General features: G+C 69.9%; 15 protein-coding genes and 1 pseudogene. 5 read left to right on the forward strand and 11 right to left on the reverse strand.

Going from position 1 to position 20,689, the window contains the following annotated elements; all coding sequences use genetic code 11:
- Positions 1–181 precede the first annotated feature (181 nt).
- The 5 genes and pseudogenes from ACH4XV_RS13265 to ACH4XV_RS13285 all read right to left on the reverse strand — a co-directional run bounded on the left by ACH4XV_RS13265 (position 182) and on the right by ACH4XV_RS13285 (position 5,656).
- A complete protein-coding gene (locus ACH4XV_RS13265; RefSeq protein WP_126638412.1) occupies positions 182–1,870 on the reverse strand; it encodes a ribonuclease J in 1,689 nt (562 codons plus the stop codon).
- A 127-nt stretch (positions 1,871–1,997) separates the two neighbouring features.
- Entirely contained in the window at positions 1,998–2,897 is a 900-nt protein-coding gene (dapA, locus tag ACH4XV_RS13270) for a 4-hydroxy-tetrahydrodipicolinate synthase (protein WP_395789237.1), read from the reverse strand.
- Positions 2,898–3,208: 311 nt separating this feature from the next.
- Positions 3,209–4,456, reverse strand: a complete 1,248-nt coding sequence (gene thyX / locus ACH4XV_RS13275; RefSeq protein WP_395789980.1) for an FAD-dependent thymidylate synthase — start codon at positions 4,454–4,456, stop codon at positions 3,209–3,211.
- Positions 4,457–4,567: 111 nt separating this feature from the next.
- Positions 4,568–4,861, reverse strand: a pseudogene (locus tag ACH4XV_RS13280) (FAD-dependent thymidylate synthase); the annotation flags it as partial.
- 72 nt (positions 4,862–4,933) lie between these two features.
- Positions 4,934–5,656 (reverse strand): hypothetical protein, encoded by a 723-nt coding sequence (locus ACH4XV_RS13285; protein ID WP_395789239.1) that lies wholly within the window; start codon positions 5,654–5,656, stop codon positions 4,934–4,936.
- Between the two features lie 176 nt (positions 5,657–5,832).
- On the opposite strand from ACH4XV_RS13285, the gene ACH4XV_RS13290 reads away from it, so the two are divergent.
- Positions 5,833–6,378 carry a GNAT family N-acetyltransferase gene (locus ACH4XV_RS13290; RefSeq protein ID WP_395789241.1) on the forward strand — a complete coding sequence of 182 codons (546 nt, stop codon included), beginning with the start codon at positions 5,833–5,835 and terminating at the stop codon, positions 6,376–6,378.
- Between the two features lie 169 nt (positions 6,379–6,547).
- Positions 6,548–7,267, forward strand: a complete 720-nt coding sequence (locus ACH4XV_RS13295; RefSeq protein WP_395789243.1) for a TetR/AcrR family transcriptional regulator — start codon at positions 6,548–6,550, stop codon at positions 7,265–7,267.
- Here the strand turns inward: ACH4XV_RS13295 and ACH4XV_RS13300 are convergent.
- The 6 genes from ACH4XV_RS13300 to eccD form a co-directional block, all read right to left on the reverse strand.
- On the reverse strand, positions 7,264–7,719 hold the full coding sequence (locus tag ACH4XV_RS13300; protein WP_395789245.1) for a hypothetical protein: 456 nt from the start codon (positions 7,717–7,719) through the stop codon (positions 7,264–7,266). The two genes, ACH4XV_RS13295 and ACH4XV_RS13300, sit on opposite strands and share 4 nt — an antisense overlap.
- A 5-nt stretch (positions 7,720–7,724) precedes the next feature.
- On the reverse strand, positions 7,725–8,477 hold the full coding sequence (gene dapB, locus ACH4XV_RS13305; protein ID WP_395789247.1) for a 4-hydroxy-tetrahydrodipicolinate reductase: 753 nt from the start codon (positions 8,475–8,477) through the stop codon (positions 7,725–7,727).
- A gap of 124 nt (positions 8,478–8,601) precedes the next feature.
- Positions 8,602–9,963 (reverse strand): M16 family metallopeptidase, encoded by a 1,362-nt coding sequence (locus ACH4XV_RS13310; protein ID WP_395789249.1) that lies wholly within the window; start codon positions 9,961–9,963, stop codon positions 8,602–8,604.
- Complete coding sequence (locus tag ACH4XV_RS13315; RefSeq protein WP_380003103.1) at positions 9,960–12,185, reverse strand: polyribonucleotide nucleotidyltransferase; 2,226 nt, start codon at positions 12,183–12,185, stop codon at positions 9,960–9,962. Before ACH4XV_RS13315 ends, ACH4XV_RS13310 begins: the two co-directional genes overlap by 4 nt.
- Positions 12,186–12,512: 327 nt before the next feature.
- The gene (gene rpsO / locus ACH4XV_RS13320) at positions 12,513–12,800 is read right to left on the reverse strand and encodes a 30S ribosomal protein S15 (protein WP_020553079.1); all 288 of its coding nucleotides are present in this window, start codon (positions 12,798–12,800) and stop codon (positions 12,513–12,515) included.
- Positions 12,801–12,944: 144 nt separating this feature from the next.
- Entirely contained in the window at positions 12,945–14,345 is a 1,401-nt protein-coding gene (eccD, locus tag ACH4XV_RS13325; protein ID WP_395789252.1) for a type VII secretion integral membrane protein EccD, read from the reverse strand.
- Positions 14,346–14,620: 275 nt separating this feature from the next.
- Between eccD and eccCa the strand changes: the two genes are divergently transcribed.
- From eccCa to ACH4XV_RS13340, 3 genes are all read left to right on the forward strand, one after another.
- A complete protein-coding gene (gene eccCa / locus ACH4XV_RS13330; protein ID WP_395789254.1) occupies positions 14,621–18,571 on the forward strand; it encodes a type VII secretion protein EccCa in 3,951 nt (1,316 codons plus the stop codon).
- A 235-nt stretch (positions 18,572–18,806) separates the two neighbouring features.
- Positions 18,807–19,208: a hypothetical protein gene (locus tag ACH4XV_RS13335; protein WP_395789256.1), complete on the forward strand. Its 402-nt coding sequence runs from the start codon at positions 18,807–18,809 to the stop codon at positions 19,206–19,208.
- A gap of 1,109 nt (positions 19,209–20,317) precedes the next feature.
- The gene (locus tag ACH4XV_RS13340) at positions 20,318–20,548 is read left to right on the forward strand and encodes a hypothetical protein (protein WP_395789258.1); all 231 of its coding nucleotides are present in this window, start codon (positions 20,318–20,320) and stop codon (positions 20,546–20,548) included.
- Positions 20,549–20,689 lie beyond the last annotated feature (141 nt).

Below are 20,689 nucleotides of genomic sequence, written 5' to 3' on the forward strand. Positions count from 1 at the left end.
CCCGCCAAACGCAGCCACCCCACACCCACCGCCTCGCACATCCGGTCAACAACCCGCCACCGCCCCCGACCACAACCGCCGACTCCCCGAACCACGCCCACCCCCAACCCCACCCCCGAACCACACGGGGCCCGCTACGAAGATTTCGTAGCGGGCCCCACGCAAAACGATCGACGAGGTCTCAGACCTCCACCACAACCGGCAGAATCATCGGCCGGCGCCGATAGGTGTCCGACACCCACTTGCCCACGATCCGCCGCACCTGCTGCTGCAACTGATACGGCTCCGCCACCCCGTCGGCGGCCGCCTTCTGCAGCATCTCCTCGATCTTCGGGATCACCGCGTCGAACCGGGCGTCGTCGATACCCGATCCCCGCGCCGTGATGGTCGGCCCGCCGACCACCTTGCCCGAGCTGGAGTCCACGGCGAGGAACACGGACACGAAGCCCTCCTCGCCCAGGATCCGACGGTCCTTGAGCGAGGACTCGGTCACGTCGCCCACGGACAAACCGTCCACGTAGACGTATCCGGCCTGCACCTTCCCGGTGATCTTGGCGACACCGTCGACCAGGTCGACGGTGAGCCCGTCCTCGGCGAGGACCACCCGGTCCTTGCGCACCCCGGTCTTGACGCCCAGATCGGCGGCGGCGCGCAGGTGGCGCCATTCGCCGTGCACGGGCATCAGGTTGCGCGGGCGCGTGAGGTTGAAGAAGTACAGCAGTTCACCGGCCGAGGCGTGGCCGGAGACGTGCACCTTGGCGTTGCCCTTGTGCACGACCTTGGCGCCCCACCGGGTCAGCCCGTTGATCACCCGGTAGACCGAGGTCTCGTTGCCCGGGATCAGCGAGGACGCGAGCACCACGGTGTCGCCCTCGACGATCCGGATCTGCTGGTGCGAACGGTTGGCCATCCGCGACAGCGCCGCCATCGGCTCGCCCTGCGAGCCGGTACAGACGAGGACCACCTCGTCCGGCGGCAGGTCGTCGAGCGTCTTGACGTCCACGACCAGACCGGCGGGGATCTTCAGATAGCCGAGTTCCCCGGCGATCTTCATGTTGCGCACCATCGAGCGGCCGACGAAGGCGACCTTGCGCTCGTAGGCGTACGCGGTGTCGAGCACCTGCTGGATGCGGTGCACGTGGCTCGCGAAGCTGGCCACGATGATCCGCTGGTCGGCGTCGGCGAAGACCCGGTCCAGCACGCCCGCGATGTCCCGCTCGGCCGGGATGAAGCCCGGGACCTCGGCGTTCGTGGAGTCCACGAGCAGCAGATCGATGCCCTCGGTGCCCAGCCGGGCGAACGCCGGCAGGTCGGTGAGCCGGTTGTCCAGCGGCAACTGGTCCATCTTGAAGTCGCCGGTGTGCACGACGGTGCCGGCCTCGGTGCGGATCGCCAGCGCGAGCGCGTCCGGGATCGAGTGGTTCACCGAGATGAACTCGCACTCGAACGGCCCCAGCCGCTCGATGTCGCCTTCCTTGACCTCGAGGGTGTACGGCCGGATGCGGTGCTCGGTGAGCTTAGCCTCGATGAACGCGAGGGTCAGCTTCGACCCGATCAGCGGGATGTCGGCCTTCTCCCGCAGCAGATACGGGACCGCGCCGATGTGGTCCTCGTGCCCGTGGGTCAGGATGACCGCCTCGATGTCGTCGAGGCGATCCCGGATCGAGCTGAAGTCCGGCAGGATGAGGTCGACTCCGGGCTGCTCCTCCTCGGGGAACAGCACCCCGCAGTCGACGATCAGCAGCCGGCCGTCGAACTCGAAGACGGTCATGTTTCGGCCGATCTCGCCGAGGCCGCCCAGCGGGGTGACCCGAAGGCCGCCCTTCGGCAGCACCGGCGGCGGGCCGAATTCGGGGTGGGGATGGCTCAAGTTCTCTCCTCGCCACGTGCCGCCGTCCGGCCGATCGAAACTCGGCCGGACGGGAACGCGCAAAAGCTCGTGTTCGGCCCGAGCGGGTGTGGTACCCGCCCGGGGCACTACTTACAGATATTCCTGTTTACAGCTCTACCCCACCCGCCGAAAGATCCTGCCTCAGCTGCGCGATCTGTGCCTCGTCGGCCTCGATCAGCGGCAGCCGCAGCGGCCCGGCGGGCAGGCCCTGCAATCCCAGTGCGGCCTTGGTGAGGATCACGCCCTGGGTACGAAAAATGCCGGTGCACACCGGAAGAAGACGCTGGTGGATCTCGCGCGCCTTGGCGACGTCGCCGGCCGTGAAGGCGTCGATCATCGCGCGAAGCTCCGCCGAAACGAGGTGTCCGACCACGCTCACCACACCGACCGCGCCGATGGACAGGAGCGGCAGGTTCAGCATGTCCTCACCGCTGTAGTACACCATGTCGGTGCGGGCCAGCACCCAACTCGCCGAGGCGAGGTCGCCCTTGGCGTCCTTGTTCGCCACGATCCGGGGGTGTTCCGCGAGCCGGACCAGGGTCTCGGTCTCGACCGGCACGGCGCTGCGACCGGGGATGTCGTACAGCATCACCGGCAGCCCGGTCGCGTCGGCGACCGTGGTGAAGTGCCGGTACAGGCCCTCCTGCGGAGGCTTGCTGTAGTACGGGGTGACCACGAGCAGACCGTGCGCACCGGCGGCCTCCGCCTGCCGGGCCAGCTCGACCGAGTGCCGAGTGTCGTTGGTACCCACGCCGGCGACCACGAACGCACGATCGCCCACGGCCTCCAGAACCGCCCGGACCAGCTGCTCTTTCTCCGCGTCGCTCGTGGTCGGCGACTCGCCGGTGGTGCCGTTGACGACGAGTCCGTCGTTGCCGGCATCGACAAGGTGGGCGGCCAGGCGCTGGGCGCCGGGGAGGTCAAGCGCACCGTCGGCCGTGAAGGGGGTCACCATCGCGGTGAGGACCCGGCCGAAGGGGGTCTGGGGGGTAGACGTCGGAGCCATGGCCCAAACCGTACCGGGCCGGCACCTGACCTGCGGGTAGCACCCGCCCTATGAGACCTCCACCGAGACCTCCACCGCCCGGGAGCCCGCCCCACCGGCCCGAACGACACCCGGACGAAACCGGGGACCGGGCCGCACGAAACAAGGGACCAGGCGCTGCCCGCTCGGGGGTTCGAGCAGCGCCTGATCTCTTTCAGTATCGACCACGACGGGCGAAACCTTAGGGATTCTGGCGAAAAATTTCCGATGTCACCCTATGTGCCGATTTGACCACTCGGACGGCTCAGCCAGCCCCGGCCCCGCGCTCGCCCCTACGGCGCGACCCGGCCGTTGGCGTTGAACGCCGCGTACGTCAGCGGCATCAACTCCGCCCACGCCGCCTCCATCCGCTCCGCGACCATCTCGATCTCGCGCTGCGGGAACGACGGGAAGGTCGCGTCTTCGTGCTTGGTGCGCAGCCCCAGGAAGTGCATCAGGGAGCGCGCGTTGCAGGTCGCGTACATCGACGAGTACAGCCCGACCGGCAACGTGGTCCGCGCCACCTCCCGCGCGACACCCGCCTCCAGCATGCGCCGGTAGGCCGCGTACGCCGACTCGTAGCCCGCCCGCGTCGCCTCGTCGACGACCGCGTGCTGCTCGGCGGTGCCGTCGACGAACTCATACGCCCCCGGCTTGCCCCGCTGCACCAGCCGCCGCTCCGCCGCAGGCACATAGAACACCGGCGACAACTCCCGATAACGCCCACTTTCCTCGTTGTACGAGTTGTGCACCACGATTCCGTCGGCCAGGAAGTTGTGCCAGGGACCCTCGACCGAAAGGTCGTAGGTCATCTCCTCACCATCCGGCTCGACGGCGACGATCCGTTCCGGCTTGGCCACCGCCATCTTGCCGCCCCGACGGGCCAACGCCTGCTCGTCGGCGCTCTTGCGACGGTGACAGTCCACACAAGCCGGCGACAGGTTGCGCGGGTCGAGCGCCTTGAGCAGGTCCGCCGCGACCGGGACCACATGATCGAGCGTCAGTTCCTCGCGAGGATACGTTTTCGAACACAGGTAACAAACGTCGATGTCCCTGATCGCCCGCTGTCGCTGCATCGACGTCCAGACCCCGATACCGCGACGCAGACTCGGTGGTACCAGGGCCTCCGACGGGCGAACCATCGTTGCGGAAACCATCACCTCGTCTCCGACGGCCAATTCCCGGGCCTTGACCCACCCGTCGGGCGTGAAGATCGCATGATCCCCGGAACAGCGCAGCGAACGGCCGTCGGCGGTCGTGATCTTCAGCAGTTGCTTGACCCCCGACTGCATGACGTCCAGGATCTGCGCCCGCTCGGCGACCAGCGTGCGTTCGTCGTAGCAGCGCACGTGGTTGCGACGCACCGATTGCAGAACCCGCCGGCGACGGTTGGGGTGCTCCGCGCGGAATGTGGCCACGGCGCTTTCAGCCGGCTGCCGATCCTCGTACGAACCGAGAAAGTGGTACCGCCCCTCATGCCTGACCTGGGCGCGCCATTTCCCCGTCCCCTTGTGCGGGGTGACCCCTCCCCTGTCGACCACATGCGTGTCCTCGACGCCGTGATGCCACAGTCGGTAGAGATCCGCGATCGAACGGCGCCGCAGGTGCCCTCCCTCGCTCTCCAGCGTGATCTGCGTGTCACCGGCGAGGCACCATCCGACGCGGTGGCGGTGGAATTCGCGGAAGACGAAGATCGGGGCGCCGACGAAGAAGGTCATCGAGTTGTGCTCGAAGGGGCTGCCGTGCTTGTCGCGCATCAGGTAGTTGATCAATCCCCTGGACCGCGAGGCGTCCTTGTCCAACTCGTCGAGGGACTTCTCCCCCGCCGTGGAGACCCGGGCCGCCCACAGCACGTCCTGGTCCGAGGCGCTGTGCTTGATCAGTTCGACGGTCACGTCGTCCCGGAATCGCACGTCGGCCGCCTTCTCCTGGGGTGTTTCGGTCACGCGGGGTGGCTCCTCGTCGGGCAAACGCACGCGGCCGTGCGTCGATGAAGGGGGGTGCGGCGGCGGACAAGCCTAACCACCGCTGGGAGCCGTGCTCGTCCCCGCGCTCGTCGGCGTGGAGCGCGGCACCACCACCGTGCTCGGCTGGGTCGACGGCCCCTCGGCGGGCCGCGTCGGCGCACCCGCCGGCAGCGCCGCGGATGTCGTGAAGGTCACCCGGTCCAGTCGGCCCATGTACGGCTGCACCTGGACCTCCAGTTTCCCGACCAGGTCCCTCGGCACCGCGAAGTTGTAGGTGATCACCGTGTCGGCGTTCACCGCGGCCTCACCCGGGCCGCTGCGGGCCGGGCCTACCTTGGCGAGGGCGCACGGCAGCGCGTCCGGCCCCGCGTACAGGGTCACCTGGAACAGTTCGGCGACCAGGCTCGATCCGGTGCGGTTGCCGTAGCGGATCGGGATCGCCACGTCGACCGTCTCGCGCCGCTCGCCGGGCACGGCCGCCGTCCGGGTCACCGTCGGCGCCAGGGCGGTGACGGTCAGCCCGTTCGAGTAGGTGTGTGTCTGCTTCTTCTGTCCGGTCCGGTCGGACGCCGGCGGCGCGCCCGAGGGCGGCGGGGCGGCCGGGGTCGAGCCGTCGGTCGGATTCTTGTCGGGCAGGTCCGGCGGATTGCCGGTGGGGCCGGCCGCGGCCGGCTTCGGTTTCTCGTCGTCGATCGTCGGACCCACCATGCAGCCGGTCGCGAGCACCGCGACCACCGCGCACACCGGGGCGATTCGTCGGACCCGGACCCCCATGACCATCCTCCGCTGCCGCGCCCACCAATCCTTGGCCGACAGCGTCGCACGCCACGCGCAGGGGCGGGAACGCCGGCGGCGCGTGTCGCCCACGGGTGTGTGTGTTCGGCGAGCAACGGACAGGAAACCGTCGGGCGCGCGAGAATCGGCGCCGAACTCGACGATGGGGGCACCACATGAGCGATTGCTACGTACGGCCGGCCCACTCCGGAGACGGCCCCGCCCTGGGCGCCGCGCACGCCCGGGCCTGGCACGACGCCTACACCGGGGTGCTGCCCGCCGCGGCCTTGGCGGCGGCCACACCCGAGGCGTTGGCCGCCGAATGGGAGGACGCCGCGGTCGCGCCACCCTCACCGCGCCACCGCGTGCTCGTGGCCTGCGCGGGCTCCACAGCCGCCGGCTTCGCGGCCCTCGTCCCCGGCTCGGACGAGGACCTCGACCCGGCCCGGGCGGGCGAGTTGGCGATCCTGGTGATCGACCCGGCCCGACAGCGCGAGGGGCACGCCTCCCGGCTGCTCACCGCGGTCGTCGCGGACGCGGTGTCCGACGGCGTGGACACGCTGGTGACCTGGGTCCTGGAGAACGACAAGCCGCTGTACGACTTCCTGACCGGCGCGGGCTGGGCCGCGGACGGCGCCACCCGCGAACTGTGGGTGGACGAAGCCGGCGGCGCGGTGATCCGCCAGGTGCGACTGCACACGGCGGTCTCCCCGATGCCCTGAGCCGAATCCGACCACGTTCGGTGCCCCACGCCGGGGTCGATCCGTTTCCGCCCGACGGCAATCCCCGTGACGCGAGCGGGAAATCGGCGGGCGAAACGGCCGACGAACAGTGAAGACCACACCGACGTGCCATTGAAGTGGGTAAGTCAGCCGACTTAACGTGGGCGCCGTGAGCCGAACTCCGACCCGCGAGCGCCTTCTGCTCACCGCCGAGCGGCTGTTCGCCGTACACGGAATCGACGCGATCTCACTGCGCCGGATCAGTGTCGCGGCGAGTCAGCGCAACAATTCCGCCGCGCAGTACCACTTCGGCAGCAAAGAGGAATTGATCCGGGCGATCTTCGGCTTCCGGCTCACGGCGGTCAACGGGCGCCGCGAGGACCTCGTCCGCGCACTGGTCCGGGCCGGCCTCGACCGGGACCCCCGGGCCCTGGCCGAGGCCATGGTGCGCCCGCTGGCCGAGCAGATCGACGTCGGGGGCAGCTTCTACCTGCGCTTTCTGGCCCGGGTGCACCAGCACCCGGGCGCCTCCGCCTACGCGCTGCCGGCGATGGGCCTGGAGGGCAGCTCGCCGGAGTTCGCCCACCTGATCGACCTGGCCCTGGGCCACCTGCCGAGCGCGGTGCGGCGCAACCGGCTACGCCTTGGCGGCAGCCTGGCCGTACACGCGACGGCCGATCGCGAGCAGCGCGTCCACGAGGGGCAGGCGCACGACGTGCTGCCGCCCGCGGCGTTCGTGGAGGACCTGGTGGACGCGGTGGCGGGCATCCTGGCCGCGCCCGTATCGCCCCGGCTGCTCACCGCCCTGGACCCGACCGCCGCGCAGCCGGCCACACCCCACCCGGCCGGCCCCGCGGAACTCGACCAGCCGGCCGGCGCCAGACCCTAGCGCGTGGCCGGCGCCCGGCCCGCGTGCAGGCGGATCGCGGTCAGCATCGCCCGGCGCCCGCGCGCGTTGTCGCGCGCGTCGCCGTAGGCCACGGCCAGCCGATACCAGCCCCGCCAGTCGTCGGGCGCGGCCTCCACCTCGGCCCTGCGCCGCTCGAACGCCTCGTCGGCGCTGTCCCGATCGACCCGTCCGCCGGGAGTGCGGGCCAACTCGTCGGCCGGCAGCCCGCCCTCGGCCTCCAACTCGCGGGCCAGCCGCTGCATCGCGAAGCCGAAGCGCACCTCGCGCCAGATGTACCAGGCGCCCACCACCGGCACGAGCAGGATCGCCAGCCCGAGCACGACGGTGACCGGCCGCCCGTCGCGAATCGCGATCATGCCGCGACTGCCGACGAGGAACACGTAGAAGACCAGAACCGCGATCAGCACGAGCGCGGTGACACGTTGCCTCACGATGCTCAGCCCAGATCGAGGAAGTGTTCCAGGCCCACGGTCAGGCCGGGCGTGGAGACGACACGACGCACCCCGAGCAGCACACCCGGCATGAAGGACGTGCGCTGGAACGAGTCGTGCCGGACGGTCAACATCTCGCCGTCGTCGCCGAGCAGCACCTCCTGGTGGGCGACCAGGCCGCGCAGCCGGACCGCGTGCACCGGCACGCCGTCGACCTTGCCGCCGCGCGCGCCGTCCGGGTCGTCCACCGTCGCGTCGGGCATCTCCCCGAGGCCGGCGCCCTCCCGTGCCTCGGCGATCAGCTCGGCGGTCCGGCGGGCGGTGCCGCTGGGCGCGTCGACCTTGTTCGGGTGGTGCAGTTCGACGATCTCGACCGACTCGTAAAAGCGCGCCGCCTGGGCCGCGAACCGCATCATCAGCACCGCGCCGATGCCGAAGTTCGGCGCGATCAAGACGCCGGTTTCCGGGCTCTTCGCCAGCCACTCGCGCAACTGCGCCAAGCGGTCGGGGGTGAAGCCGCTGGTGCCGACGACGGCGTGGATCCCGGCGCCCGCGCAGTACTCCAGGTTGCCCATGACCACACCCGGATGGGTGAAGTCCACGGCGACCTGCGCACCCGCCTTCGCGAGGTCGGCGAGGTCGTCGCCCTCGTCGACGCGCGCCACCAGTTCGAGGTCGTCCGCCGCCTCGACGGCACGGCACACCTCGGTGCCCATGCGGCCGGCCGCACCGATCACACCCACCCGGATCGCAGTCATGATGTCGCGCACTCTCCCGTCAGCACAGTTCTTCGCCCCGATCGGCACCGCGGCCGATCGCAGCGCACCAACTTCCGTGCCCGCCGACCCGCTCGCGACCCGGCCGGCACGGTTTCGCCGTCGTTCAGGCCGACGCGGCGACGAAGTCCGCGTCGTCGGCGAACGGTCCGACCACGGCCAGCGTCGGCCGCGCGGCGAACAGGACCTTCGCCACGTCGTGGATCTCGTCGGCGGTCACCGCGGCGATCCGAGCCAGCACCTCGTCGACGGACAGGTGCTCGCCGTAGACGAGTTCGCTCTTGCCGATCCGACTCATCCGCGACCCGGTGTCCTCCAGGCCGAGCACGGTCGAACCGCGCAGCTGGCCGATCGCCCGATCGATCTCGTCCCGGGGCAGCCCGTCGCGCACCACCCGCTCCAGCTCGGTCCGGCAGATCTCGATCACCTGGCGGGCCTTCTTGGGCTGGCAGCCGGCATAGATGCCGAACACGCCCAGGTCGGCGTAGCCGGAGTGGAACGAGTAGACCGAGTAGGCCAGCCCGCGCTTTTCCCGGATCTCCTGGAACAGACGCGAACTCATCCCGCCGCCCAGCGCCGTGTTGAGCACGCTGAGCGCGAACCGCCGGTCGTCGTCGCGGGCCAGGCCGGGCATCCCCAGAACCAGATGGGCCTGCTCGGTCGGCCGGTTGAGCACCCGGACGCTGCCGGCCGAACGCGTCCCGCGACCGCCGACGCGCGGCGCCGCGGCGACCGCGTCCTCATCCACCTTGACCTGTGCGAACGCCTTCTTGACCAGCCGGACCACCTTGGCGTGGTCGACGTTGCCGGCCGCGGTCACCACCATGTTCGGCGCCTTGTACCGGCGCCGGTAGTAACCGTTGATCTGGGTCCGGGTGAGCGCGTTGATCGACTCGACGGTGCCCAGCACGGGCCGCCCGAGCGGGGCGTCGCCGAGCATCGCGTCGTAGAAGAGTTCGTGCACCAGGTCGCCGGGCTCGTCCTCGTTCATCGCGATCTCCTCGAGGATCACGCCGCGTTCGGCGTCCACGTCCTCGGAGTCGATCAGCGAGCCGGTCACCATGTCGCAGATCACGTCGATGGCGAGCGGGAGGTCGGTGTCGAGCACGCGTGCGTAGTAGCACGTGTACTCCTTGGTGGTGAACGCGTTCATCTCACCACCGACGGCGTCCAGTTCCGCGGAGATCTCCAGCGCGTCGCGCTTCGCGGTGCCCTTGAACAGCAGGTGTTCGAGGTAGTGCGAGGTGCCGGCCAGGGCGGGGGTCTCGTCGCGCGAGCCCACCCCGACCCAGATGCCGAAGGTCGCGGAGCGCACGGACGGCATGTTCTCGGTGATCACCCGCAGGCCGCCGGGCAGGACCGTGCGGCGGACGGCACCCACACCGTCCGCGTCACGCAGCAGGGTCTTCGTGGAACCAGGCCGCTGCGCGGACGCGGCGGCCTGGTTCTTCGACGAGGAGGACGTCACTTGGCGGCAGCGTCCTCGGTGTCCTCGGCGGCGTCGCCTTCGCCCTCGATGACCGGGACGAGCGACAGCTTGCCGCGCTGGTCGATCTCGGCGATCTCGACCTGCACCTTGTCGCCGACCTTGATCACGTCGTCGACGTTCTCGACGCGCTTGCCACCGGCGATCTTGCGCAGCTGCGAAATGTGCAGCAGGCCGTCCTTGCCGGGCATGAGCGACACGAACGCGCCGAACGTGGTGGTCTTGACAACCGTACCCAGGTAACGCTCCCCGACCTCGGGCATCGTCGGGTTGGCGATCGCGTTGATCGTCGCCCGCGCGGCCTCGGCCGAGGTGCCGTCCGAGGCACCGATGTAGATCGTGCCATCGTCCTCGATGGTGATCTCGGCACCGGTGTCGTCCTGGATCTGGTTGATCATCTTGCCCTTCGGGCCGATGACCTCGCCGATCTTGTCCACCGGGATCTTGACGGTGATGATGCGCGGCGCGAACTTCGACATCTCGTCCGGAGTGTCGATGGCCTCCATCATCACGTCGAGGATGTGCAGACGGGCGTCCTTGGCCTGCTTGAGCGCCGCGGCCAGCACCGACGCGGGGATGCCGTCGAGCTTGGTGTCGAGCTGGAGCGCGGTGACGAACTCCTTGGTGCCGGCGACCTTGAAGTCCATGTCGCCGTACGCGTCCTCGGCACCGAGGATGTCGGTCAGGCACACGTACTCGGTCTTGCCGTCGACCTCGTCCGAGATCAGGCCCATCGCGATGCCCGCGACCGGCGCCCGGAGCGGCACACCGGCGTTGAGCAGCGACATCGTGGACGCGCAGACCGAGCCCATCGAGGTCGAGCCGTTGGAGCCGAGCGCCTCGGACACCTGGCGGATCGCGTACGGGAAGTCCTCGCGCGCGGGCAGCACCGGCAGCAGGGCGCGCTCGGCGAGCGCGCCGTGGCCGATCTCGCGGCGCTTGGGCGAGCCCACGCGGCCGGTCTCGCCGACCGAGTACGGCGGGAAGTTGTAGTTGTGCATGTAGCGCTTGCGCGTCTCGGGCGAGAGCGTGTCGAGCATCTGCTCCATGCGCAGCATGTTCAGCGTGGTGATGCCCAGGATCTGGGTCTCGCCGCGCTCGAACAGGGCCGAGCCGTGCACGCGCGGGATGACCTCGACCTCCGCCGACAGGGTGCGGATGTCGGTCAACCCACGACCGTCGATGCGCACCTTGTCGCGCAGCACGCGCTGACGGACGAGCTTCTTGGTCAGCGCGCGGAACGCGCCGCCGATCTCCTTCTCGCGACCCTCGAACGCCGGGAGCAGCTTCTCCGCGGCGAGGTCCTTGACCCGGTCGAGCTCGCTCTCGCGGGCCTGCTTGCCGGCGATGGTCAGCGCGGCCGACAGCTCGTCGGTCACCGCGGCGGCCAGCGCCTCGAAGACGTCGTCCTGGTAGTCCAGGTAGACCGGGAACTCGCCGGTCTCCTTGGCGGCCTTGTCGGCCACCTCGACCTGCGCGGCGCACAGCGCCTTGATGAACTTCTTGGCGGCCTCGAGGCCGTCGGCGACGACCTCCTCGGTCGGCGCCTCGGCGCCGCCCTTGACCAGCTCGATCGTGCCGGTCGTGGCCTCGGCCTCGACCATCATGATCGCCACGTCGCCGTCGTCGAGCACGCGGCCCGCGACAACCATGTCGAACACGGCGCGCTCGAGCTCGGTGTGCGTCGGGAAGCCGACCCAGGTGCCGTCGATCAGCGCCACCCGGACACCGCCGATCGGGCCGGAGAACGGCAGGCCCGCGAGCTGGGTGGACATCGAGGCCGCGTTGATCGCGACCACGTCGTACAGGTGGTCCGGGTTGAGCGCCATGATCGTCTCGACGATCTGGATCTCGTTGCGCAGGCCCTTCTTGAAGGACGGGCGCAGCGGACGGTCGATCAGCCGACAGGTGAGCACGGCGTCCTCGGACGGGCGGCCCTCGCGGCGGAAGAAGGAGCCGGGGATCTTGCCCGCGGCGTACATGCGCTCCTCGACGTCCACCGTCAGGGGGAAGAAGTCGAGCTGGTCCTTGGGGCGCTTCGAGGCGGTGGTGGCCGAGAGCACCATGGTGTCGTCGTCCAGGTAGACCACGGCGGAGCCGGCGGCCTGCTTGGCGAGCCGGCCGGTCTCGAAGCGGATGGTGCGGTTGCCGAAGGTGCCGTTCTCGATGACTGCTTCGGCGAAGCTGATGTCGGGACCCTCCACGGGTGCCCTCCTCGTTCGTTTCGAGGGAGGTCCGCGGCGCATGACGCCTGAGGGCCGACCGTGCCGGTCTTCGATCGAAGCACCCGGGTGCGTTACCCGGGGGCCACTACCGAGGACCGGCGCTGGAGGTCGGCGCCTTGGTCGCGACGCGGCGCTCCCAGTGTCTGTCGTTCGTCCTCGTCGCCGGGCGTGCGCGAGGCGCGACCGACGTCGATTGTCTTGTTCTATCTCACCGCGGATGCCCGCGTGCGGAACACAGCCTACAAAGACCGCGTCCGGATACGGCGAAGGAGCGGCTTGTGCAAGCCGCTCCCCCGTCGTGTGTTGCTAGCGGATGCCGACGCCGCTGCGGCGGATGCTCAGGCGGTCGGTCAGCGTGCGGTAGCGCTCGATGTCCTTCTTGGCCAGGTAGCCGAGCAGGCGACGACGCTGGCCGACCAGGAGCAGCAGGCCCCGGCGGCTGTGGTGGTCGTGCTTGTGCTCCTTGAGGTGCGCGGTGAGCTCGTTGATCCGGTAGCTCAGGATCGCGACCTGCACCTCGGGGGAGCCGGTGTCGCCTTCCTTGGTGGCGTAGTCGGCCATGATCTGCTTCTTCGTTGCGGTGTCGAGCGACACGTGTTCTCCCTCTGCAAGGTGGTGAGCGCCACCGGTCTTACTCACGGCGGCGACTGGGCTCACATGGTGCGGGCGCGCGGCCCGTGGGCAGCACGCATCCCGGGCACGCGGCTCCGGGATACGGACAACCCTAGCAGGAGCGCATCAGGCCGTGATGTTCCGCAGCTTGTCGTACAGATCCAGCACCGCCAGGCACAGCGGTACGACCGACACCATCAGCATGCCTTCGAGCACGTCCATCAGCCGCCCCCAGAAGGGGGACAGACCGCGCGACGGCACGGTGGTCGCCACGATCGCGAGCAGCGCGCCGACCACGCACACCAGCGCGAAGATCCAGCCCTGGCGCTCCATGTCCGCCATGCCGGTGTCCAGGGCCAGGCCGACGAACAGCATCGCCAGGCCGAGCAGGCCGGCCGTGTACAGGACGGTGACCTGGGTGGTGTGCCGGAACAGGCGGGCCCGGCACAGGGTGACCAGGGCGAGTACGGCGGTCAGCGCCCGGGCCCACAGGGTGTCGACGCCGCCGAGCACGACGCAGGAGGCGACGAGCGCGGCGGCGCACGCGCCGGCAAGGCCGTTGAGCACCTCGTGGCCGCGGCGGGCGCGGGCGGCGACGTCGGCGTGGTCGAGGGTGTCGCTCTGGCGGGAGGTCGGCGCGTCGGAGGGCAGGAAGCCGATCGGCAGCCGGGCGAGGCGGGCCGCCCAGGAGGGCAGGAAGGCGATCATGGCGAGGGCGACGGTGCCGGTGACCGCGGCGGCCTCGCGGGGGGCGCCGTCGACGGTGATCAGGCCGAAGGTGGCGAGCGTGCCGAGGGCGCCGGCGCCCGCGCCCGCGATGTAGACGGCGCCGCGGGCGGGCAGCAGGGCGGCGATCAGGGTGGAGACGACGAGCACGGCGACGCAGGCGACCAGGAACTGGACCCGGCCCGGGCCCTCGCGGACGGGCGGCTCGATCAGGCCCAGGCCCGCCAGGAACGCGTTCGGCAGGGCGGCGAGGCCGAGCACGGCGCCGCCGGAGTGGTCCCCGTACACCCGGGCGCGCACGCCCGCGACCACGGTCAGCACCAGGGCCAGCGAGCCGCCGACGATGGCGGGCAGGCCGTGCGGCAGGGGGGTCATGCGCCAGAGCACGACGGCGCCGAGGGTGAAGAAGACGGCCGCGCCGGACAGGCCGGCGATCCGCAACATCTCCGGTGTCCACAGCCGGTGCTCGCCCGCGACGGATGTGGCCACCGAGTCGGCGACGTCGTCGTACACCGGCGGGGGCGGCGCGTCCGCGAGCGCCGTGAAGCGCAGCAGTTCGCCGTCGCGTACGTGTTGCGCGGCCAGCGTGAGCCCGCTGTCCAGCGCCTCGCCGTCGAGCCTGGTGAGCTGGAAGCCGGTCACCGCGCCGTTGCGCTGGGTCTGCCCCGACAGCCGCAGGATCTCCGGGTACAGCTCCGCGAGCGGGACCTCCTCCGGCAGCGCGAGGTCGACGCGACAGTCCGGTGCGATGACGGTGATCCGGGCGAACCCGGTGGTGACCGTCGTGGTCGTGGAGTTCACCTGTGCAGATCCCCCTGCTTGTAGCCGCCCCGTGTCCCGCGACCCCGAGGAGGCGGGACGACGACTCTATACGTCACCGCTTCACGCGACGGTGGCGTCGGGAAGACCGGCCAGTAGGATGCGGCGCACACACGAACGGACCACCTGTCCACCGTGTGTCATGGAGACGACCCTGACGGGGGTGGGTTGACTCACATCACCTGCTCCTTTTTCCGTGCTCTGCGGCGGGTTCGATCCGTGTCCGGGATCCTCGCGACGGATGAGGCTGATTCACCTTGACCGTGGTCATCGTCAAGCGCCCGCCCAGGGTGCTGCCCTCTCCTGTCCCCACGGAGGAGATCCGGCTCCAATCGCCACCCGAGTTGGAGCGCCCGACCGATCAGAACTGGATCATGAGCGTGCTCCCGATGATGGGCATGCTCGGGTCGGCGGGCTTCTTCTTCATGCCGGGCGCGCCCAAGATGATGATGGTCATGGGCGGCATGATGATGATCTCGTCGCTGGTCATGGTGGTCGCCAACATCCTCAAGTCGCGCGGCGGCAACCGGGTGCAGATGCTCGACTCCCGGCGCGACTACCTCAAGTACCTCGCCCAGCAGCGCAAGGAGGTCCGACGGACCGCCCGCAAGCAGCGCGACGCGCAGTTGTGGACGCATCCGGATCCGGGCCAGTTGTGGTCGGTGGCCGCGGGCGAGCGGCGGATCTGGGAACGGCGGGCCGGTGACCCCGACTTCGGGCAGGTCCGGGTCGGGGTGGGTCAGCAGCAGTTGTCCACCCCGCTGGTGGCGCCGGACACCGCGCCGTTGGAGGAGTTGGAGCCGCTGTGCGCGGACGCCATGCGGCGGTTCCTGCGCACCCAGGCGACGCTGGACGATCTGCCGATGGCGGTCTCGCTGCGCTCCTTCTATCACCTGACCGTCTCGGGCGAGCCGGAGCGGGTGTACGGGCTGACCCGGTCGATGCTGGGCCAACTCGCGGTGCTGCACTCCCCCGACGACGTGCGCATCGTGGTCGCGTGCGACACGAACTCGCTGCCGCGCTGGGACTGGCTCAAGTGGCTGCCGCACGTGCAGCACCCGTCCCAGTCGGACGGCGCGGGCTCGGTGCGGATGATCGCCGGCGACCTCGGCGAGATCGAGGAGTGGCTGGCCGAGGAGTTGGCCGGGCGTTCGCGGTTCGCGGCCGGTGCGCAGCCGGTGCTGGACCAGCCGCATCTGGTGGTGGTGCTCGACGGTGGCGGGGTGCCGGCCAACTCGCTGCTGGCGGGCGCGGACGGGCTGCAGGGCGTGACCATCGTCGAGGTGGTCCCCGGGCCGCTGGACGAGTTGCGCGGCGGGCTGGCAATCATCGCCGAGGAGGACCGGCTGACGCTGGAGTCGACGGCGGGCGCGTACGAGGGGGTGCCGGACTTCCTGTCGGCGGGCGACGCGGAGGCGCTGGCCCGCAAGCTCGCGCCGCTGCGGCTGTCGGCGCACGACGACGACGAACCGCTGCTGGCCAACCTGGACTTCACCGACCTGATGGGCATCGGCGACGCGGCCCAGGTCGACGTGTCGCAGACCTGGCGGCCCAGGCCGCCGAACGACCGGCTGCGGGTGCCGATCGGGATCGGCCAGAACGGCGAGCCGATCATGCTGGACATCAAGGAAGCGGCGATGGAGGGCATGGGTCCGCACGGCCTGTGCGTCGGCGCGACCGGTTCCGGCAAGTCGGAGCTGCTGCGCACCCTGGTACTCGGGCTGGCGACCACGCACAGCTCGGAGATCCTCAACTTCGTGCTCGCCGACTTCAAGGGCGGCGCGACCTTCTCCGGGATGTCGGACATGCCGCATGTGGCGGCGGTGATCACCAACCTCTCCGACGACCTGACCCTGGTCGACCGCATGCGCGACTCGATCACCGGTGAGCTGAACCGGCGCCAGGAGTTGCTGCGTTCGGCGGGCAACTACGCCAACATGCACGACTACGAGCGGGCCCGGGTGGCCGGCGCGGCCCTGGAGCCGCTGCCCTCGCTGGTGATCATCATCGACGAGTTCAGCGAACTGCTGACCGCCAAGCCGGACTTCATCGACATGTTCATCCAGATCGGCCGCATCGGCCGATCGCTGGGCGTACACCTGCTGCTCGCGTCGCAGCGGCTGGAGGAGGGCCGGCTGCGCGGGTTGGACACCTATCTGTCCTACCGGATCGGCTTGCGCACCTTCTCCGCCGCCGAGTCGCGCGCGGCGATCGGCGTACCCGACGCGTACCACCTGCCGTCGGTGCCCGGCGCGGGTTACCTCAAGTTCGACACCGAGTCGATGGTGCAGTTCAAGGCCGCGTACGTGTCCGGCACCTACCGCGCCTCGGACCGGGTCCGGCGCAACCGCACGGGCTCGCCGATGCCGGTGCTGTTCGACAGCCGGTGGACGGCCGCGAACACGTGGAACCGTCAGCCGGACCTGCCGCCGGAGCCAGAACCCGAGCCGGACGTCGACAGCGCGCTCGCGGACACCGTGCTCGACGTGATCGTGCGGCGGATGGTCAACCAGGGCCCGCCGGCGCACCAGGTGTGGCTGCCGCCGCTGGCCGAGTCGAACTCGGTGGACCGGATGTTGCCGCCGCTGCGGGTCACCGCGGAGCGCGGGTTGAGCTCGCCCGAATGGGGGGCGAACGGCCGCCTCGTGGTGCCGCTGGGCCTGGTGGACAAGCCGTTCGAGCAGCGCCGCGACGTGATGTACGCGGACCTGTCCGGCGCGGCCGGCCACGCGCTCGTGGTGGGCGGCCCGCGCAGCGGCAAGAGCACGCTGATGCGCACCATGATCACCTCGTTCGCCCTCACCCACACACCGGCCGAAGTGCAGTTCTACGTCCTGGACTTCGGCGGCGGCGGGATGGTCGCGCTGAGCGATCTGCCGCACGTGGGCGGGGTGGCGGGGCGGCTCGACGCCGAGCGGGTGCGCCGGATCGTCAGCGAGGTCAAGGGCATCCTGGACCGGCGCGAGGAGATGTTCCGGGTCAACAACATCGACTCGATCGACACCTTCCGCCGACGCCGCGCCGCGGGCACGCTGCCGGACGAGGCGTGGGGCGACGTCTTCCTGTTCGTCGACGGCTGGTTGACCCTGCGCAACGACTTCGACGCGCTGGAGGCCGAGGTCACCGACATCGCCACGCGCGGTCTGGGCTTCGGGGTGCACGTGGTGCTCTCCGCGTCCCGGCATCCGGAGATCCGGCCCGCGCTCAAGGACCAGATCCAGACCCGGCTCGAACTGCGGCTCGGCGAGACGATGGAGTCCGAGGTCGACCGGCGGCTTGCGGCGAACGTGCCCTCCGGCGCGCCCGGTCGCGGTCTGTCCCCGGACAAGCTGCACTTCCTGGCCGCGCTGCCCCGGATCGACGGCTCGTCGACGGCGGAGGACCTGGGCGAGGGCATGGCGGCGATGGTCGGCGCGGTCAAGGCGGCGTGGGCGGGGCCGCCCGCGCCGCCGGTACGGGTGCTGCCGATGTTGCTGCCGTACGAGCAACTGCCGACGCCGGCGCAGGTGTCCGGTCGGGGGATCCCGATCGGTGTGGACGAGCAGACGCTCAGCCCGGTGTACCTGGACTTCAACGTCGACACGAACTTCGTGCTGTTCGGCGAGAGCGAGTCGGGCAAGACCAACTTCCTGCGGCTGCTCTCCCGGGGCATCGCCGAGCGGTACACCCCGGCCGAGGCGCGGATCATCGTGTCCGACTACCGGCGCACGCTCCTGGACGTGGTCCCGGAATCGCACCTGCTGGAGTACGCGGCGGCGGCGCCGGCGCTGACCTCGTTCATGGCCGAGATCCGCGGCGGCATCGAACGGCGGCTCCCGGGGCCGGAGGTGACACAGGAACAGCTGCGCAACCGGAGCTGGTGGAGCGGCCCGGAACTGTTCCTGCTGATCGACGACTACGACCTGGTGGCCTCCTCCAGCGGCAACCCGGTGGGCGGCATCGCCGAATTCCTGCCACTGGCCCGCGACGTCGGCCTGCACCTGATCATCGCCCGCAGCAGCGGCGGTGCGGGCCGAGCGCTGTACGAGCCCGTGCTGCAAAAGCTCCTCGACCTGGGCACGTCCGGCCTGATCCTGTCCGGCAACCGGGACGAGGGCGCCTTGATGGCCAACGTCAAGCCGACCCAACTCCCGCCGGGGCGTGGCCAGTTGATCACCAGGCGGCGAGGCGTGCAGCTGATCCAGACGGCCTGGCTGCCGGACAACTGACGGCGTTTCGCCGGCACGCGCCGCGAACGGGGCCCGACCGCAAGGCGGTCGGGCCCCGTTTTGCGACGGCACGCCGAACCCACCATCCGAATAGTTATAACGGAACGTCAGCCTCCTCTTGCGGTCCGCTCACCATTCGTGGATCAATGGTCAGCGCCGCGACGCGCAGGCGTGTCCGACGTCCGCCGGGGAGGGTCGCGGCCGAAGGTCACCAAGCCCGGGGGAAACGTTGGCTATGGCGGGATCCGGTTTTCAGATCAGCCTGGAGATGCTGGAGAAGTTTCAGGGGGCGTTGGAGGGAGTGCTCGCCGATCTGGTCGGCGAGGATCCGGGGGCGAATCCGGCCGAACACGGGATCGGCGCAAACGACTTGGGAGTGTCCTTCGCGGAGGCCCCGATGATCGGCGGAGTGATCCAGGAGACCGCCACCCGATTGCGCGCACTGATCGCCACGCTGCACGACCAGATCACGGCGATGAAGTTGTCGATCAAGGTCACCGGCGCGAACACGGCCGACGTGGACGACGACACGCGCCGCGCGTTGAACGAGATCATGGCGCGGATCGGCCAGGGTGGACAGACGCCGGTGACGACGGGATCGACGACCAAGTCGGGCGGCACGGTGGGCCTGGAATGACACGACTTCAAGAATCCGGCGTCGTGGGGGGAATCTGATGGTGCACGCGGACGGCGCGCCGACCGGGGGACCGGGCGGCGGCGGAACCGACTTCGAGGGATACACGCTCGAACAACTGCAGGCGATGATCGCGGGGGCGAACCCCTCGGCACTGGGCATCTACGCCGACAAGCTGCACGGAACCGCACAGCGCATCCAAACCGCCACCGACGGCCTCACCCAGTGCATCCAGGCCCTCAGCGGCGCCTGGGAAGGCCCGGCGGCGGAAAGCTTCCGCACTTGGGCCGGCGGCGTCACAGCCGCCGCAGCCGGCCTCGGCGACTACGTCTCGGCAGCCGGCACCCACGTCAACCACGTGGGCCAGCAAATCTTCGTAGCCAAGATGCGCATGCCGCGGGTGCCCCCGACAGTCCTGGCCACAGCCAACCAGGGCCCGGTAGCGGTCGTCTCAGCCGCCACAAACCCACCCCCCGGCGGCGTCGACCCCATCAAGGCCCACGAGGAAGCCAAAGCCCAGGTAGACGCAGCCCACCGCGAAGCAGTAACCCAAATGCGCACGTTGGCCTCGACCTACCGCGTCGCCGCCTCCGACCTGAAGGCCCTACAGGCGCCGGTATTCCCCAATCCCCCGGGATACGGGCCAATCGACCAAGAGAGAACCATTGTAGGAGTCACCAACACGAGCTCAGTCGGCGGTACTGCCGGTGAACATAGCGGCGGCACCCCGCAAACTCGTTCAGGACCGAGCGGCTCGCGCAGCGGAATCTATTCGGCACCTGCGGGACAACCGAGCGATGGCAGGGTGCCTGGCTTCGGATCTCCTGGCGAGACGACCCCCTACACCCCGCAGTCGACAAATTTGCAAGGTGGCACTTCACTCACTGCATCGCCGGCAACTGATGTTCCCTGGGCTCCGCAAGGCTCCGGCAGTAATCCCAGTTCCATGCCTACTGGCAATCCGCCCAGTGGGCTTCCAGGGATTAGCCCGATCACTTCCACAGTTTCGGGACAGATCACAACGCCCCACACCGGAGGCAGCCGCACCACCAGAGGTCCGGGGGCTACCCCACGGATTAGCTACGCCGGAGGACCAGGAGACGCGCCCCCGCATGGTGGAAGCAGAGCTCCAGGGGTGGTCCCGGGAAGTGGGACTGCGCCCGGAAATGGGGGTGGGCGAGGTACCTTCAGCGCTCGGCCCGAAGCTCGCGGCCCAGCATCGAATCCCGTTGGCGGCACGTCCACGTCAGGGCCGACAGGGCGTACGGCAGGCATGCCCGGAGCAGCAGGTGCGCCAGCCTTCCCAGCAGGTCGACCAACTAGCGGATCTGGTCGCCGTCTAGCCGCTTCGCAAGGTGGATCCGTCGGTAACGTCTCTCGTGCCGCGTCCAGTCGCAACTCCCCTAGGTTGCAAGCGCTTTCTGCGGAGCCAAATGCAACCAGAACCGTCGGTGCTGGCACACAGCACAACCCTGTGGCTCCCG

The organism is Embleya sp. NPDC020630, from assembly GCF_044334985.1.
Lineage (GTDB): Bacteria > Actinomycetota > Actinomycetes > Streptomycetales > Streptomycetaceae > Embleya.

Coding starts and splice junctions, on each gene's coding strand:
- dapA (WP_395789237.1), bottom strand. CDS start 2,897: ATGGCTCCGACGTCTACCCCCCAGACCCCCTTCGGCCGGGTCCTCACC.
- ACH4XV_RS13285 (WP_395789239.1), bottom strand. CDS start 5,656: ATGGGGGTCCGGGTCCGACGAATCGCCCCGGTGTGCGCGGTGGTCGCG.
- ACH4XV_RS13290 (WP_395789241.1), top strand. CDS start 5,833: ATGAGCGATTGCTACGTACGGCCGGCCCACTCCGGAGACGGCCCCGCC.
- dapB (WP_395789247.1), bottom strand. CDS start 8,477: ATGACTGCGATCCGGGTGGGTGTGATCGGTGCGGCCGGCCGCATGGGC.
- ACH4XV_RS13335 (WP_395789256.1), top strand. CDS start 18,807: ATGGCGGGATCCGGTTTTCAGATCAGCCTGGAGATGCTGGAGAAGTTT.
- ACH4XV_RS13340 (WP_395789258.1), top strand. CDS start 20,318: ATGGTGGAAGCAGAGCTCCAGGGGTGGTCCCGGGAAGTGGGACTGCGC.